Origin of the sequence: Methanoculleus thermophilus (genome assembly GCF_001571405.1) — an archaeon.
Classification (GTDB): Archaea; Halobacteriota; Methanomicrobia; order Methanomicrobiales; family Methanoculleaceae; genus Methanoculleus; species Methanoculleus thermophilus.
This window is the reverse complement of record NZ_BCNX01000006.1, coordinates 379,298-394,706: the sequence shown is the minus strand read 5'-3', so window position 1 is coordinate 394,706 and position 15,409 is coordinate 379,298. Positions and strand designations below refer to the sequence as shown.

Below are 15,409 nucleotides of genomic sequence, written 5' to 3'. Positions count from 1 at the left end.
TTACTCACCATACTCATTCGCTGTTTCGACCAGCACCACATCGAGGCTGACAACACGTGCGGTGCGCCCCAGGATCTGGGCGAGGCTGGGCTGGGTTCTGCCGTTGTCACCCGATACCAGTTCCTTGATGTAGAGGCCTGCTTCACCGACGACTTCAATCCAGTATCCATCGTCGTCTCTCCCCGTACACTGGATATCGAGGACCTGCCGTTCCCGAACTTTATCTGCCCGTCGGTGTGACACCCGCGTAGGGGTGCGCTGTCGTATTGTTACACCTTTTAACTGATCGAGGGCCGTCCTGAGCTCATCTGGGGCCACAGGGCCGTCGATCTCGACCAGGATCCTGTATTTTTTATGCGCCTTGTCGGACTTAAGACTTTGCACCGTCTTCCGATCTGCCCATCCGGTCAGATGGACCGCCACCCTGCCCGCGGCACTTCTGTTGATCTCTTCCTCAAGCAGTGCAAGGTCCACGGAGCGTTTCCTGGGCGCTTCCACTTCCATCACAAAGGGGCGCCCAGAACCGAGCATCCGTGCATCGATATCCTCCCGACCAGCACCGTGCAGAACGGCGTTCTCCGCCTCGAAGGCCTCCATCACCGGTCGGCCGATCAGTTCCTCGACAGAATCGACGTACTGCTTCCCGGTGAAGTTGCACTTCTCGCATCCGGCCCCGCGGCATGCACGGCAATCCCAGTGAGTCTGCGGGATGCCTCGCTCGTACTTCAGATACCGGCCGAAGAAGAAGACCGGGTTGACCTGTATCTCGACCGAGTCTTCTGCAAGATCGAGGATCGCAACGATGTCGGGGCGTTTGAGGTCGGCCGTCTTCCCGGTGAGAGCCGATACGGCCTTTCCTACTTCCCGATTCATCTCCGCCTTCATCGGCTCGGGGTCACGGAGGGAGAGATCGCTCCAGACCATCTCCTCGCTCTCCGCGGCGATCGGCGGCACCTTTGTGCCGACAAGAAACGTCTCGAACTCGATCCCGGCAAGAGCCTCCACGATCCTCTCGGCCCAGGCATCGATGCGAGAGAGTTCGCCCCCGCAGATCCAGCACGAATCCGGATCAGGCTCGTGGTGCGGCACGTTTGCCGCTATCTCGTAGGCGATCCGGAGCGCCCTGCCCCGCTCATCATTCGTCAGTCCAAACGACCGCTTACCGAAGAACCGCCCAAGACAGTGGTTGCAGATCTCGCCGTATCCAAGAATTGCTTCAACCTCTTCTATGATACCCATCCGGATTCCCTCCGATCCATCTCGTTTAAGAGGACGGTAATAGCATGATCGGCATGCAGCGACCGTGGTCCCACCGAGTAGCGGGAGTACCCTTCGATCATCTCCTGCTCCTCTGGGGTGAAGTTGAGGTGGTCTGAGAGAAGATATGACTCCGGGAGAACCGGGGCCGTCCTGACATCCTCTCCCGCCTCGTCAAGGACCGCAAACGGGATCTCGGCAAGGAGCCGCGAAAGCCCACCGCGACGGACGTAGACGCCCGGAGTCGACTCCCGAAACTCGTCGCCGCAGGGGATCGAGAGCGCCTTCTTGATCAGGGCGGCGCTGCTCCGCTCATCCGGCGAGAGGTAGCGGACAACGCTGCCCCGGAAGAGGACGGTCTTTTCTGGCCCGGGCTCTCCACAGAGAATAAGATAGCACTCGACGTCGCGCCGCAGATCGTGTGAGAGGAAGAACGAGGAGTTGACAGAGCGGCAGAGGACGTCCATCCTCCCGCCGCTTCCAGGAAGATCGTTGAGGCTGAAGTTGCCGCTTGTTGCGGCAAGATGCCCCACGATGGCGAATCGCTTCATCTGCTGGGTCCGCCGAACTTCTTTAACATGCGCTGCATGTTGAACCTGCCGCCGCTCATGCCCCGCATGCCCTTCAAGGCCCGCTGCATGATCTTGTAGTACTTGATGAGATCCCTGACGTCCTCGGGCGCCACCCCGGCGCCGCGTGCGATCCGCTGGACCCGGGAGCCCCCGATGATCGAGGGATCATCGAGTTCCGAAGGAGTCATCGAGTCCATGATCACCTTGTAGCGCTGCATCTTGGTGCTGGTGATATCGTAAGCTTCATCGGGGATCTGCATGCCGCCGAGCGGGAGCATGCTCATGATCTGCTTTAAGGGCCCCATCTTGTTTAAGGCCTCGAGCTGCTTGTACATATCCCGGAGCGTGAACCGGCCCTTGAGGATAGCGTTGACGTCGAGATCCTCAGCCGAGACCGCCTCTTCCGCCCGCTCAACGAGGGCTTTTAAGTCTCCCATTCCAAGCAGCCGGGAGATGAACCCGTCAGGGTCGAACCGTTCAAGGTCCTCGATCGTCTCCCCGCTCCCGATGAAGACGATGCCGCTCTGCGTCTCGGCAACCGCCGAGAGAGCGCCGCCACCCTTTGCCGTGCCGTCCATCTTGGTGACGAGGACACCGTCGATCCCGATCGCCTCGTGGAACCGGCGGGCCTGTTCGCTTGCCTGTTGACCGAGCGCCGCATCGATCACGAGCCACCTGTGGTCGGCGTGCGAGATCTCATTGATGTTGATGATCTCCTCGATCAGGTTCTCCTCAAGGGCGTGCCGTCCTTGAGTATCGATGATGATCACTTCATAGAGCTTGCGGAACTTAGGGAGCCCTTCCCGGACGATCTTGAGTGCGTCGGGCTCCTTCGGATCACCGTAACAGGGGACGCTGATCCGATCGCAGAGGGTCTTTAACTGCTCATACGCTCCCGGTCGGAAGGTGTCTGCACAGATCACGCCGACCCGGAGCCCTTTGCGCTGGAAGTAGCGGGCGAGTTTTGCCGTCGTCGTGGTCTTGCCGCTCCCCTGCAGACCAGCCATCAGGATCGTCTGGGGTTCAAGCGTCACCTCTCCGGGCTTTCCCATCAGCCGGACCAGTTCCTGGTAGACGATCCGGAGAACGTGCTCCCGAACCCCCATGCCCTTCGGGGGCTCCTCTTCGAGGGCACGCTGCTTGATCGCCTGGGAGAGTTGCATCACAAGTTTGACGTTGACGTCGGCTGAGAGGAGCGCTCTCTGCAGATCACGCACCAGTTCGTCGACCGCAGCCCAATCGATCACCGTCTTACCGGCGAGCCTCTTGACCGCATCCTTTAGGGAGGTGCCAAGGTTATCGAGCATCAGGCCTCACCCCCAAGGAGCTCGTCGACCACAACGCTGGGGTTAAACGGCATGATGTCGTCATAGCCCTGACCGGTCCCGAGGAAGAGGATGGGTTTGCCCACCGTGTGAGCGATCGATATTGCCGCACCGCCCTTGGGGTCCATGTCCGCCTTCGTCAGGACGACCGCATCGGTCCCGACGGTCTTGTTGAACTCGTCGGCGCGGATGACCGCATCATTCCCGGCCACCGCCTCATCGACGTAGACGACAAGGTCGGGCTTCATGACCCGGCGGATCTTTCCGAGCTGGTTCATGAGGTTTGCCCGGTTATGGAACCGCCCGGCGGTATCGGCGAGGACGACATCGATATTGTGCGCCTTCGCGTATTGGACCGCATCAAAGAGGACCGCTGAAGGGTCGGCGCCGTCCTGGTGCTGGATCGTCTTGATGCCAAGACGGTCTGCATGGGTCCGGATCTGCTCGATCGCACCCGCGCGGAACGTGTCGCCCGCACCGATCACGACGGAAAACCCGTTCTTCTGAAGGTAATGCCCGACCTTCGCAACAGTTGTAGTCTTTCCGGTTCCGTTCACTCCGGTAAAGAGGATCTTCACCGGACGCTCATGCTCACGGATGTAGGTGCAGAGGTCAAGACCCTCACCCAGAACGCCACAGAGTGCGGACCGCAGGGTTGAGACGACCAGGCCGTCGATCGACGAGCCGATCTTTCTATGCCGGCCCACAAGGTCGGTGCGCATACGGGTGATGATCTCGTCCGTGACCGGGAGGGCGACGTCGTTCTCGAGGAGAGTCATCTCAAGTTCAAGAAGAGGCTCCTCGATATCCTTCTCCTGGATAAGGACCTCCCGTTCGCGGACGAGAACCTTCAGCCTGTTGAAAAGTGTAGGTTCCTCCCGCTTCTCCTCCGGCACACTCTCTGCGGGGGCCGTCGGTTCGGGAGAGGACTGGGCGGGGGGCTGGACGGGTTTTGCAGCCTCCGGTAGCGCCGGCTGTTCAATAGCCGCCGGCTCCGGACCGGCGACCTCCTCGATTCTTGAGGTAAACTTAGTCTTAATATTCTGAAGTTTTTTCTTTAATGAATCGAACATTATGAACTTCCGCTCTGGCCTGCCTGAGCCTGCCGGGCTCCCCGGTAGGCCGCCTCAAGGCGGCGGGAGATCTCCGTTGCCTGCCCCTGCAATTGTTCAACCGAACCTGCGACCTTCTTTCCAAGCGCTTCAAGCTCGGTGATTCGATCCTCCAGATACTCAACCGCCTCCGCACTGGCACGTTCGACAGAGACGTCGGCCCCGATGTTCACGATTGCATGCCCGGCGTCAAGCACCTTCACCCGGAGGTGAGCGCCGCCCCCGATTGGGAGAAGAAGCGTGGCATCCCCGTTCTCCTGAAGGGCACGAAGGGTCTCGACGGCGGCGGCTGCCTCAAGTCGCTGCTGCTCGATCATCGAGAGTTGCTGCGTCAGAATCTCGATCTGCTGCCCGTACTCATTTAAGTACATCTGGAGGGTCTGTATCTCGCGAGGATCTGCCTGGTCCACGTTATTCACCAGTTACTACGTTAACCGACTCGATGGTGATATAACTTCTCTTCAAGCGGTGTTTGCTTCCAATCTCAGTGAAAATTCTCTCTCTTGCCTGGTTCTCGTTTGGGGCCGCGACAACCTTACGGTACGGTCTCCACTCTTTGTTGATCATGCACGCGCCCACAACTTCAAATGTCTGGTTCTCCATGACTGACTCACTCCAAAAACCCAAAGACTTCTTCTATCCGTCCCAGCTCAAACCCGGTCGTGGCGGAGCCTGCAATGTACCCCTTGCTGTTCGCAAGAAGTCCGGTACCCACAAGCCCCGTACCCATGTTGACGGAACCAAGACCAATCGGGAGGTCGACAACCCGTTCGAGGGCGGCGATCTCCGTATCGTTGGCTCTCGGGTGGACGAGGATCCCCTTATTCGTCGCATGCCCGGCCATACCGACGGTCTTGATGCCTCCAAGTGAGAGCCGGATCACCGGCACCCCAAGGAACGACCCGATCTCCTCGGCGATGTCGATGCTCATATCGGGATGGACGGCGGCAACATAGTCGTTTGCGAGGATCACGTTGCCGGCCGCGTTCATGGAGCCTTCGAGCAGCATGATGTCGCGATAATCACCAAGAACAGCCAGTTCATCGTCGTCGGCAAGACCGCTGACGATCAGACCCTGGCTGTTTCCCGCAACAAGCGACCCGATAATGTTGCTTCCCTGGATAGTAGTGGTCACGATATCGACATCGAGGTCTCGCACGAGAGCCTCGGTGAACTCCGCCGGCGCCCCGGGATATACGATCGCGATATCCTCAAAGACGCGGGCGTAGACACCAATGTTCGGATCGCCGGCGAGATCGATCGTTCCTGTCATTTCACTCCTCGGCGAGCTCGGCCTGGACCTGCCCATCCTCGAACTTCATCGCACGGACGCGAATCTTTCGCGGGGGCTTGGAATTACCGTGCTCCCAGACCTTCTCGTTGATGCTCTTATCCAGTTTGACGTCCTCGCTCTTCATGTGCCGGGCAAGGAACGCCCTGATGTCCTTAATTGCGGTGTTGCTTCGCTTCCAGCGGGGTGCACGCTTCACCTCGCGGAGAGGGATGATATAGATATGCTCCTTCAATGCCTCTGCCATAGCCTTACACCTTTAACGTACTCCGTCTCCAGTTGCGCCGCTTGGGATGCGACACGACTGCACGGTTGGTCCTGATCATCACCCATGCCGGCACGCGGCGATTCTGCTCGCATGCCTTCGCCAGCCGGATCTTCCGGCCCTTCATCAACTTGCTCATAACTCTCACTCTTATAACTTTCAGGTCTCCCTCATCCCAACCACCAGCGACTGTTGGTGGTTGGGAGGAAAGAGAGGAGCCGGATCGATGCCGCGAGCGCGAATCGCGCTGCGGATCTCCTGCTCGTAGTCACCGTTCTCGATCGTGCCCGTCTCTCCGTAGCGGATCACAAACAACCTTTTCGCGAGGCGTTCAACCTCCTGTTTCCCGTAGCCGAGGAGCGGCCGGACGTAGGAGTGGCCGCTCGTCATCTCCAGGCGCTGCACATCGGAGCGCTCGAGTCGGGGGACCCGGTCCTCCCGGCGAGTGCCGTCGCCGACCACTTCGTACTCATGCAGGAGGGTCTCAACAGCCTTCCGGTGGACCATATTGATCGCGTCGTTCGGGTAGCCGCACGAGAGGATCAGATCGACGGCCTCGTCAAGGACGTCTCTCCCGAGCACCCTTCTCTTGAAGGGAAGGTTTAAGGCGGCTGCTACAGCCTGCACCGCCGGAACCTCACGGTCAGGGTCGAATACGCAGGTATTCAGTTCCACGTCGTAGTCGCGCGCAAGCATGATCGCCGCGAGCGAACTGTCTTTCCCTCCCGAGAAGAGCACACCCGCTTTCATTACTTTCGTGTAATCCGAAACTCTCTTTTGGACGGCGTCAACTGGCTGAGCAGGGCTTTTAACTGCTCATCGGTGATCCGCTGTCGGATACGGCCGCTCTGAGCCAGCATTACCAGTTGCTGCTCGACCGCCTTCGCAAAATCCGGCCGGGTCAACTTGATGGTATTGAGTCTCTCTCTCGCTTCGGGTTCGAGGATCTCCATGAGCATGACGCGGATCTGCGACTCGATCTGCCGCTGGCGCTCCATCTCCTCCTCGGCTGCCTGTTGTTCCATCGCCTGCCGTTGGAGTTGTTCCATCCTCCGGCGGCGGAGGTCCGCGAGTTCGTCGTCTACCATCAGTTACACCCTCAGTCGGTTAGTATCGGGCAAGTCCCGGGGCAGTCTCGGCAGCCTGGGCCTTCAGACTGTTTGCGACGTTGTCAAGGAACGATCTCCCGGCAGGGGTAACCACGCGCCCCTCAGTTGTGTGGGAGACGTACCCGGCAGCTTCGAGCTGCTGGAAAACCTTTCGGACAATGGAGCCGCTTCCCCGCCGGAACTGATTGGGAGCCGAGCCCCGGTCGCGTTTGCCGCCGTAGGCGGAACGCATCCTCTGGATCCCCACCGGGCCATCAGTATATATACGCCGGAAGATCGCCGCCGCACGCACGTACCACCAGTCTTCATTCTCGGGGGGCATCTCTCTGTGTACCCCCGTCTTCGCAAAAGCGGCCCAGTCAGGGGGCTGAATCTGCGGATTTTTCTTGAGTTCTTCTGCCACCTGCCGAATAAGCATCTCGGCAGGGATGTCATATACGGTCGTCATAGATGAACCTCACTATCGCTAACAGTCTTTACATATTCGTCCAGTGATGTTTTATATATTTCGAGATTCCCGTCAGGAAGATCGACGACGGCGCTCCGCGAGGACGAGGGTCCTCCCTCGGACCTCGAGGAGAACCGCGTCGGTTGAGACCGCTACCTTCTCGGGATCAACCTCGGTATTCCTGAGCCAGCGGACCTTGACGATCTTGCGATCTTTAAGCTGGCGCCGAATCTCATCGATCATGACGTTTGTGATGCCGCGCTTGCCGATCCAGACAGTTGGCTTGATATCCTGATACGATTCCCTGCTCATTCTTGAGGCCTCCCCACCGGATACCGTGACCGGTGTCCACAGGTAAGGCAGGTGACGATCACGTTTCCGCGGTGGATTCTGATACGGGCGTTCGAACCCGGCACCAGGTACGCGTTGCACCGGCGACAGAACCGGCGCTTCAGCGGGCGCTCAATCCGAACCCGGTGGCGCATACCGATCTTGCGCGCGAGTTCGACGCAACGGTTGCTCCAGGCGGGATTTTCAGGGTAAAACTCCGCCGCACGCGCAAAGAGGAGAGCGATCCTCTCGCGGGCGAGTCTCCGAGAGCCCGATCTTCGTGTAGTGTCTGCCATGATCCGTTCCCATCAAATTGCGGGTTTTGAGGTTGGGGGCGGGAGAATATAAGAGTTTGATCTTCGGGTCATCGGATCCGCACCCGGCGGCCGATTACCTCGAGTCGGTCCTCACAGAAGAGTTTTACAGCGAGGGGGAGGGCTTTATGCTCTTCCACCAGGATCCGTTCGGCGAGCGTCGACTCGTCGTCGTCCTGAAGGACCGGGACACACCGCTGAACGACGATGGGCCCTGTATCCATCCCCTCATCCACGAGATGGACAGTGCAGCCCGCAATCTTTACTCCATACTCAATCGCCTGCCGCTGCGCGTGCAGGCCGGCAAATGCCGGGAGTAGAGCAGGGTGAATATTCATCATCCTGCCCGAGAACTCGTGGACAATCTCGGCGCCCAGGATCCGCATGTAACCGGCAAGGACAAAGAGATCCGCACGGCAACTCTTCATTGCGGAAAGGAGCGCCTCCTCATAGGCGGCCTTCGAGGGGAACCGCGCGTACTCGACAACCGTCACCGGGATGCCGGCGGCTTTTGCCCGCTCGATCGCGTATGCCCGGGGGTTATCGGTGATAAGGCCAACGCAGACCGCCGGAATATCCCCGGCAGCGATTGCATCGATCACTGCCTGAAAGTTCGATCCTCGCCCTGAGGCAAGTACAGCTACCCTTTTTTTGCTAACGCATATTTCTGGATCCATAGGTCTCGCTCTCCCTACACCTTACCGCGACTCCGTCGGCGGAACCGGTGGACCAATAATCAGTTTCACCTTGACAATCCGTCGGCCCCGCATCTGCATCACCACCAGCGTGACGTTGCTCTCCTCAATCTTGACCACCTCGCCGCGGCGGGGGATATGCCCCAGACGCTCGATGACAAGGCCGCCGATACTCTCATACGTGTCCATCAGCGGAAGATTGAGGTCCAGGTCCTCGTTGAGATGCTCAACCCATGTCCGTGCATCGACCAGGTAGATGCCTTCCTCGAGTTGTTGTACCTCGGGTTCTTCCTCGTCGAACTCGTCCAGAATCTCGCCGACCAGTTCCTCAAGCATATCCTCGACGGTCACTATCCCTGCAAACGATCCGTACTCGTCAAGAACGACGGCCATGTGCTGCTTCTTAACCTGAAGTTCTTTTAAGAGTTCATCGATCTTCTTGCTCTCGGGGATGAAATAGGGTTCATACATCAGGTCACGGATCGTCGCGCTCGTCTGCTGGCGAAAGACCGCCGAAAAGACATCTTTTACATTCAAGAGACCGACGATATTATCGATCCGCTCATGATATACCGGGATCCGTGAGAATCCCGTCTCGTTGAAGATGGCAAGCGCGCTCTCGAGTGTGGCGGTATCCTCGATCATGACGACATCGACACGCGGCGTCATCACTTCACGGGCGGTCGTATCTCCAAAACGCAATACGGAGTAGAGCATATCGCGCTCCTCCTCCTCGATCGTCCCCTCCTCCTCACCGACGTCAATCCATTCCTTGATCTCCTCCTCGGTGACGACCGGCTCGGTCACGCCGGGCCTGAAGGCAAACTGCTGCTCGATGCGGTCCGTGACCCAGAGCACCGGGTAGAGCAACTTCGAGAAGAAGAGGATGGGACGGCTCACACGAAGCGCCAGCTCCTCGGTATACCGGGAGGCGTACATCTTCGGGCCGATCTCGCCGAAGACGAGCACCAGGACGGCCGCAACAACGAGACCTACAGCGATACCGAGGTTGCCGTAAAGGGTTATGCCGATCGCGGTTGCAAGCGATGCTACGGCCACATTGGCGATGGTACTCCCGATCAAGGTGGTGATCTGGATGGCATCGGTCGACCGCTTCAGTGTATCGAGTGCTTTCGCTCCCTTCCGGCCCTGACTCTGGAGTGCATGGACTTTTGCCCGCGTGATTGAGATAAGAGCAACTTCAGAACTCGAGAAGAAGCCCGAAAAGAGCAAAGCGGCAATAAATAAAACAACTTCCACTATTAAGAGATCTATAACTACCATTCGCTCCACGCCGCATTAAGCGGCTGAATCCAGCATTGGTTATTTTTGGGGGTTATATGAATTATGTTGCAGGCAGATGTTATAAAACCAGCGCTTCACGAGAATATCTCCTGAAGTGCCCTCAATTCTCGTGAGAGAAGCACAATCTTCTCTTCTGATGAGAGTGCTCCTGAAAAGACCATATCCTCAAGCTCCAGGGTGAGGTATCCGGTGTAGCCCCGGTCGGCAAGATCTGCAAGCACCCGTTGTGCAGCCGGATCGTCATGAATGGGGTGATGGGGGCGGCCATTTGCCCCAAGTGCGCTGACGTGAACGTTTACCATCCGATCGATGCAGAGGTCAATGAACCGGTCCACCTCTCCGCGGGACGCCATCATGGCATGCCCCATATCGAGCGTGAACCAGAGCCAGGGTTCCCGATCGAGGACCTCTCGAGCGTCCTCTGCCTTATAGAGCATGGCGTTGACCCGGGGCTCAAGGTTCTCGATTGCCACCTTCACCCTCGTCTCCTCGGCAATATCCCGGATCTGGGCGATATAAGCCTCGAATCGTCGGTAGTCATAGGCGCTCGGGTCCCGCTTTGCTGTCCTCCTCCCAGGGTGGATTGTGACGACGCCGGCACCAATTCGGTCCGCCATCCAGACAGCTTCCACAGTATACTTCACCGAGATCTCGGCCACCTTCGGGTTGATAGAACAAGGATTCAGGTCGAGCGAGGGGGCATGGACGGTGATCGGAGAGAGTTCCGGATGATCGGCAACGCATCGGGAAAGATCATCCAGAGGAGCGCCGCGGAGCCAGAAATGAGGGGTCTCGATCCAGAACTCGATGCTGTCCAGTCCTGACTCGGCGACATAGTCAAAGATATCGTCACACGGGTACTCGTGGAAGAACATGGTCGAGACAGCAAAACGGCCCATAACACTAGTTGATATAAACCATAGGTCTAATAGATTGTGATGATGTTGAGCGGCTCTCCCGCCGGCCCGGACCGGTTCGGCACCCCGATCCTCGGGGTTTCGGAGGTATCGGGGCTCATCCGCGACCTCCTCGACGACGATCGCCTGCACGGGATCTGGGTGCGGGGAGAGGTGACCAACTACAAAGACCATACCTCCGGTCACCGCTACTTCTCGCTCTCTGAAGGGACCGGAAGGGAGTCCGCACTGATTAACTGCGTCATGTGGCGGACGTATGCAGCAGGGCTCGGGTTCGAACCAAAAAATGGCATGGACGTCCTCGCCTGGGGGTCCGTGGAGGTCTATGAGCCTCATGGGAAGTATCAGTTGATCGTCCGGGAACTCCTCCCGGCGGGCACCGGTGAACGGCACCTCATGGTCGAGCGCTGGAAGCGGGAGCTCGCCGCCGAAGGGCTCTTTGACCCCGAACGAAGACGACCTCTGCCCCGCTTCCCGCATCGAATCGGCGTGGTCACCTCCCGGACCGGTGCGGCGCTGAAGGATATCCTCACGGTCATCTCGCGCCGGTATCCGGTCGAGGTGGTTCTCTCACCGACGGCCGTCCAGGGCGAGGGGGCGCACATCGAGATCGCGGAGGCGATCCGGCGGGTTGATGGGCTTGTTGATGTGATCATCGTCGGGCGCGGCGGAGGGAGTTTCGAGGACCTCTTCCCCTTCAACCACCCGGAGGTTGTGAGAGCCGTCGCGGCATGCAGGACACCGGTCATCAGCGCCGTCGGGCACGAGGTGGACACCGCCCTCTGCGACTTTGCAGCAGACCTCCGGGCGCCGACCCCGTCGGCAGCCGCCGAACTGGCCGTTCCCGATAGAGAAGAAGTACTCAGGGAAATCTCCGGGTTCCGGGAGAGGATGGAAGCGCTCCTCCTCCACCGCCTCGCCGCTGCACGAAGCGAGGTCGAGGACATCAGAGGGCGGATGCATCCCCGGCGGCTTTCCCGCCGCATCAATGAACGAATGCAACGCCTCGCCGAGCACGAGGAGATGCTCCGGCGTGCGGCGCTTGCCCGGATTCAGCGAGAGCGAGGCGCACTTGCCGAGGTCAGGGCAAGTCTCGCCGGACAGAATCCGCTCGCCGCCCTCGATCGGGGCTACTGCATCGTCGAGGTGAACGGGAGGGTTGCAAGGAGCGTCCGCGACCTCACACCGGCTGATCGGGTGACTCTGCGGATGAAAGACGGGCGGGCGAGAGCCGCTGTCGAGGAGATAATGTATGACAGAGACCTTTGAAGAGAAACTGGAAGAACTCAGGAAGATCGTCCGAAGACTGGAAGAAGGCGATGCAAGCCTTGAGGAGAGCATCGCAATCTACGAGCGGGGCGCACTCCTCGTGAAGCAGTGCGAAGACCTCCTCACATCAGCCGAGATGAAACTCACCGAGCTCGGCCGGGACCGGTGAACCGGTAGAATCCCGGCGGAATATTGATCTCGAACCGAACGCCGCTCCCGGGCTCGCCGGTCTCGCGTATGGAGATATCGGTGATTGAGAGGATCTCCCGGGCAAGAAAGAGCCCAAACCCGGTCTTCCGCCCAAATCCCCGCTCAAACAACCTTTCCTTCTCGGCATGGGGGATGCCGATGCCGTCGTCCTCGTAGATGATCTTGATCTCCCGGTCCGATACTTCGGGATAGATGCGTATCCGGGAGACGTTGCCCCCATGCCGGAGCGAGTTGTCGATGAGGTTTGCAAATACCCGGGCAATGAGGGGATCGGCATACACCTCCAGGTCATCCGCTTCCATCTCGACGGCGATATCGCCCGGATCGAGCCCCGCCATCGCTTCATGAATGATCCGGGAGAGTGGCTGCCAGACCGGGGAGGCCACGCCGACATCCTGGTACTCCCCGGTGAAGGCCATGCAGCGCTGGATTCCCTGGATGGCCTCCTCCTCTTTTTTGAAATACTCCTGCAACTCCGGGTCGTCCGTCTGTGCCCGGGAGAGATCGAGGTATCCCATGAGTACAGAAAGCAGGTTCAGGATGTCATGCCGGGTCACCTCCGAGAGGAGATTGAGTTTCCGGTTTGCGAGGAGGAGCGCCTCCCGGGCCGCCCGTGCATCGGTGATGTCCCGTCCCACGGACTGATACTCGACGACGGAGCCCTCGTCGTCAAAGAACGCCGTATCGGTCCACTGCTGCCACCGGACCCCCCCTTCCGGCATGACGACCCGACGTTCGGTGACCGATACCGGGTGGTCCGGGGTGAGGGAGGCAAGGCTCTGCCGGGCCCGGGCCCCATCTTTGGCCACGAGACCGGGGGCATGCCGTCGTCCAACGAGATCCCGGCACGGGATGCCAATGTAGCGGCAGTAGGCCTCGTTTGCGAAGGTGACGGTGCCATCGGGGAGCCAACGGTAGATCAACTCGGCCTGCCCCCCGCGATCGCCCGGTACTCATCTTCGCTCCTCCGGAGGGCCTCCCCCACCTCGCGGCCTGCCGGGATCTCCTGGAACACCCAGATGAGTTCGATAAGGGCGCCGCCGGGACCACGCAATGCCGAGACCGCCGCCGCGACCCGAGCGGCGCCGCCATCGGTTCTCCTGAGGAGAAACTCCTGCCGTCGGAGATCCTCACCACGAGCAAGGGCTGCAACCATAGATCGGAAGACCGGGAGGCTCTCCGGATGGAGGTGTACATCAAGGGAGGAGCCCCGCAAGCGATCGGGGGGGAGATCAAAGAGGCGAGCTGCTGCCGTATTCTCCTCGAGGACAATACCGTCCGGACTGGTGCAGAGGCAGGCGGCCGGATGGTGGAGGAACCGATCGCGATATCGGCGGAATTCGGTGTCGATGCTCCGGATGCTGGAGATCAGAGCATCGATATGAACATAAATCTCCGCCAGGTCCGACCTCTGGAGGAGCACATCTTCCGCACCAGCATCCACCCTGCGAAGACGCAGGCGGCGATCGAGGTCTTCCAGGTGCTCAAGGATCTCTTCGAGCGCCGGGGCAAGCGGTTGCATCTCTCAACCCTCTCCTGCACCGCCAACGCATAAATCTATCCCTGGCGGCATTGCAGTCTCGCACGCCGGCTTTGTGGGGCGTGAATTCACAGTGAGAGAGAACAACCGTGATTAAGAGGTCTCAGGGACCTCCACCTCGAGTTCGACGACCAGTTCCTCCCCTCGCCGGAGTGCCTCGATGAACCCACGGGGGATGGACGCCGCCACCCGGTCGGAGCGGATGCCCACGGTTCGGTCCGAGACAAAATCGCTTCGCCGCCAGACGAGGTCGGAAGGATGGTCCAGAGTGAACGCCGCGCTCCCTCTTGATCGGACCTCGACGGTCTCGTCTCCCACTCTCAGACGAGTCGTGAGCACCGCCCGGTCGTCGGAAAGTAGCGCTTTGAAGCCGGGATCAAGGTCGGCGGCACCTTTGTCGGCCCCGATCCCGATGATGCAGTCCCCGGTCTCGGTCAGCGTCTCGTCTTTCGTCACCTCAAACGTCGTCCGATGGGTTCCCCGGATCAGCGGGTGCCCCCGCGCCCGGACAGTATCCCTCGCCTTCATGCTTAATTAGGAGAGGGATGCTATTGCTAATGAATGATTAGCATCGTTTGCCCCGTCTGTAAAGAGGAGTGCGAACACCAGGTTCTCCGGGAAGCCGCCGAACTGGTGGTGCAGTGCAGCGAGTGTGGCCAGGTTCACCGGATACCAAGGCCCCCCGAGCCCCGGGTCATCACCGTCAAGACGATCGTGAGCCGCGAGACCGAATCAAAGGTCTGCAGCACGGAGATGTTTGAGGGTGAAGTCGTCTCTCTCGGGGACAAGATCGTCGCAGAGTGCGAGGAGGAGGTCCTCGGAGTCGAGGTTACCGGGATCGAGACAGGAGAAAAGAGAGTTCGACAGGCAAAGGCCGAAGAGGTGACGGCCCTCTGGACCCGAGGGATTGAGCAGGTTGTGGTGAGGGCATCCGTCCATACCGGACGCACGACCATTCCGCTCTATCAGACCATGGACGGGGAGGAGGTGCTCGTCGTCGGCGAAGCCTACACCTTCAACGGAAGGCGGATCAGGATCTCGCACATAAAACTCCGCGATGGTCCGGTCATGCGAAAAGAGGGCTGGAAGACAGTAGCTCGCAGGGTAAAGAGAGTCTATGGCTACCTCGAGAGAGGCTCCGAGCGGCGGTGATCATCCGCTCTCGCGTGGCCCTCCTCACCGTGGCGCTGGAAGATACCGGCGGATCGCGGCCTCGAGTTCTTCGCGGTGAACGAGCCCCACCATCCGCTCCCTGATCTTGCCATCCTCGAGGATGAGGGTAGTGGGCGTCACCCTGAGGTCATACTCTTTGATATACTCCGGGTTCTTCACGGCATCGATCTCCTCGATCTCGATCCCGAGATCCCGCTCCACTTCACGAAGGATCGGGGCCTGCTCCTCGCACCCCATACACCCTTCCTGGTAGAAGCAGATCACTCTTATCGCCATA

Annotated in this window: 24 protein-coding genes; 3 read left to right on the top strand and 21 right to left on the bottom strand. The window is 59.5% G+C overall.

From position 1 onward, the window contains the following. From MCUTH_RS05265 to MCUTH_RS05195, 17 genes are all read right to left on the bottom strand, one after another. Positions 1-1,239: a tRNA pseudouridine(54/55) synthase Pus10 gene (locus MCUTH_RS05265; RefSeq protein ID WP_066956523.1), complete on the bottom strand. Its 1,239-nt coding sequence runs from the start codon at positions 1,237-1,239 to the stop codon at positions 1-3. Next, a complete protein-coding gene (gene trmY / locus MCUTH_RS05260) occupies positions 1,227-1,808 on the bottom strand; it encodes a tRNA (pseudouridine(54)-N(1))-methyltransferase TrmY (protein WP_066956520.1) in 582 nt (193 codons plus the stop codon). Before trmY ends, MCUTH_RS05265 begins: the two co-directional genes overlap by 13 nt. Next, positions 1,805-3,136, bottom strand: coding sequence for a signal recognition particle protein Srp54 (locus MCUTH_RS05255; RefSeq protein ID WP_066956517.1), 1,332 nt, complete (start codon positions 3,134-3,136; stop codon positions 1,805-1,807). Before MCUTH_RS05255 ends, trmY begins: the two co-directional genes overlap by 4 nt. After that, positions 3,136-4,227: a signal recognition particle-docking protein FtsY gene (gene ftsY / locus MCUTH_RS05250; protein WP_066956514.1), complete on the bottom strand. Its 1,092-nt coding sequence runs from the start codon at positions 4,225-4,227 to the stop codon at positions 3,136-3,138. Before ftsY ends, MCUTH_RS05255 begins: the two co-directional genes overlap by 1 nt. Further along, complete coding sequence (gene pfdA, locus MCUTH_RS05245) at positions 4,227-4,685, bottom strand: prefoldin subunit alpha (RefSeq protein ID WP_224732729.1); 459 nt, start codon at positions 4,683-4,685, stop codon at positions 4,227-4,229. Before pfdA ends, ftsY begins: the two co-directional genes overlap by 1 nt. After that, positions 4,678-4,869: a 50S ribosomal protein L18Ae gene (gene rpl18a / locus MCUTH_RS05240; protein WP_066956510.1), complete on the bottom strand. Its 192-nt coding sequence runs from the start codon at positions 4,867-4,869 to the stop codon at positions 4,678-4,680. The genes pfdA and rpl18a overlap by 8 nt, the downstream gene beginning before the upstream one ends. A 7-nt stretch (positions 4,870-4,876) precedes the next feature. Then, positions 4,877-5,539, bottom strand: a complete 663-nt coding sequence (locus MCUTH_RS05235) for a translation initiation factor IF-6 (RefSeq protein ID WP_066956507.1) — start codon at positions 5,537-5,539, stop codon at positions 4,877-4,879. 1 nt (position 5,540) lies between these two features. Continuing rightward, the gene (locus tag MCUTH_RS05230; RefSeq protein WP_066956505.1) at positions 5,541-5,804 is read right to left on the bottom strand and encodes a 50S ribosomal protein L31e; all 264 of its coding nucleotides are present in this window, start codon (positions 5,802-5,804) and stop codon (positions 5,541-5,543) included. 4 nt (positions 5,805-5,808) lie between these two features. After that, entirely contained in the window at positions 5,809-5,961 is a 153-nt protein-coding gene (locus MCUTH_RS11335) for a 50S ribosomal protein L39e (protein WP_083524776.1), read from the bottom strand. 20 nt (positions 5,962-5,981) lie between these two features. Continuing rightward, the gene (locus tag MCUTH_RS05225) at positions 5,982-6,572 is read right to left on the bottom strand and encodes a DUF7411 family protein (protein ID WP_066956502.1); all 591 of its coding nucleotides are present in this window, start codon (positions 6,570-6,572) and stop codon (positions 5,982-5,984) included. Continuing rightward, positions 6,572-6,910 (bottom strand): DNA-binding protein, encoded by a 339-nt coding sequence (locus tag MCUTH_RS05220; protein WP_066956499.1) that lies wholly within the window; start codon positions 6,908-6,910, stop codon positions 6,572-6,574. Before MCUTH_RS05220 ends, MCUTH_RS05225 begins: the two co-directional genes overlap by 1 nt. Before the next feature lie 19 nt (positions 6,911-6,929). Beyond that, positions 6,930-7,379: a 30S ribosomal protein S19e gene (locus MCUTH_RS05215; RefSeq protein ID WP_066956497.1), complete on the bottom strand. Its 450-nt coding sequence runs from the start codon at positions 7,377-7,379 to the stop codon at positions 6,930-6,932. A 72-nt stretch (positions 7,380-7,451) separates the two neighbouring features. Beyond that, positions 7,452-7,691 (bottom strand): YhbY family RNA-binding protein, encoded by a 240-nt coding sequence (locus tag MCUTH_RS05210; protein WP_066956494.1) that lies wholly within the window; start codon positions 7,689-7,691, stop codon positions 7,452-7,454. Further along, a complete protein-coding gene (locus tag MCUTH_RS11330; protein WP_083524775.1) occupies positions 7,688-8,005 on the bottom strand; it encodes a ribonuclease P protein component 4 in 318 nt (105 codons plus the stop codon). The genes MCUTH_RS05210 and MCUTH_RS11330 overlap by 4 nt, the downstream gene beginning before the upstream one ends. 68 nt (positions 8,006-8,073) lie before the next feature. Beyond that, positions 8,074-8,700 (bottom strand): phosphoribosylglycinamide formyltransferase, encoded by a 627-nt coding sequence (gene purN / locus MCUTH_RS05205; protein WP_066956491.1) that lies wholly within the window; start codon positions 8,698-8,700, stop codon positions 8,074-8,076. A 21-nt stretch (positions 8,701-8,721) separates the two neighbouring features. Further along, entirely contained in the window at positions 8,722-10,002 is a 1,281-nt protein-coding gene (locus tag MCUTH_RS05200) for a hemolysin family protein (RefSeq protein ID WP_066956488.1), read from the bottom strand. Positions 10,003-10,097: 95 nt separating this feature from the next. After that, complete coding sequence (locus MCUTH_RS05195) at positions 10,098-10,922, bottom strand: sugar phosphate isomerase/epimerase family protein (RefSeq protein ID WP_066956485.1); 825 nt, start codon at positions 10,920-10,922, stop codon at positions 10,098-10,100. A gap of 39 nt (positions 10,923-10,961) precedes the next feature. Between MCUTH_RS05195 and xseA the strand changes: the two genes are divergently transcribed. Both xseA and xseB read left to right on the top strand, forming a co-directional pair. Beyond that, positions 10,962-12,209 (top strand): exodeoxyribonuclease VII large subunit, encoded by a 1,248-nt coding sequence (gene xseA, locus MCUTH_RS05190; protein WP_224732728.1) that lies wholly within the window; start codon positions 10,962-10,964, stop codon positions 12,207-12,209. Then, positions 12,193-12,378 (top strand): exodeoxyribonuclease VII small subunit, encoded by a 186-nt coding sequence (gene xseB / locus MCUTH_RS05185; protein ID WP_066956479.1) that lies wholly within the window; start codon positions 12,193-12,195, stop codon positions 12,376-12,378. The genes xseA and xseB overlap by 17 nt, the downstream gene beginning before the upstream one ends. Here the strand turns inward: xseB and MCUTH_RS05180 are convergent. The 3 genes from MCUTH_RS05180 to MCUTH_RS05165 all read right to left on the bottom strand — a co-directional run bounded on the left by MCUTH_RS05180 (position 12,353) and on the right by MCUTH_RS05165 (position 14,487). Beyond that, the gene (locus tag MCUTH_RS05180) at positions 12,353-13,342 is read right to left on the bottom strand and encodes a PAS domain-containing sensor histidine kinase (protein ID WP_066956476.1); all 990 of its coding nucleotides are present in this window, start codon (positions 13,340-13,342) and stop codon (positions 12,353-12,355) included. The two genes, xseB and MCUTH_RS05180, sit on opposite strands and share 26 nt — an antisense overlap. After that, positions 13,339-13,941, bottom strand: a complete 603-nt coding sequence (locus MCUTH_RS11325; RefSeq protein WP_083524774.1) for a PAS domain-containing protein — start codon at positions 13,939-13,941, stop codon at positions 13,339-13,341. The genes MCUTH_RS05180 and MCUTH_RS11325 overlap by 4 nt, the downstream gene beginning before the upstream one ends. A 111-nt stretch (positions 13,942-14,052) precedes the next feature. Further along, positions 14,053-14,487 (bottom strand): DUF371 domain-containing protein, encoded by a 435-nt coding sequence (locus MCUTH_RS05165; protein WP_066956464.1) that lies wholly within the window; start codon positions 14,485-14,487, stop codon positions 14,053-14,055. Positions 14,488-14,520: 33 nt separating this feature from the next. Between MCUTH_RS05165 and MCUTH_RS05160 the strand changes: the two genes are divergently transcribed. Next, positions 14,521-15,111, top strand: coding sequence for an HVO_0476 family zinc finger protein (locus tag MCUTH_RS05160; protein WP_066956461.1), 591 nt, complete (start codon positions 14,521-14,523; stop codon positions 15,109-15,111). 24 nt (positions 15,112-15,135) lie between these two features. On the opposite strand, the gene MCUTH_RS05155 is transcribed toward MCUTH_RS05160, so the two are convergent. Further along, positions 15,136-15,408: a thioredoxin family protein gene (locus MCUTH_RS05155; RefSeq protein WP_066956458.1), complete on the bottom strand. Its 273-nt coding sequence runs from the start codon at positions 15,406-15,408 to the stop codon at positions 15,136-15,138. Position 15,409: the final 1 nt, after the last annotated feature.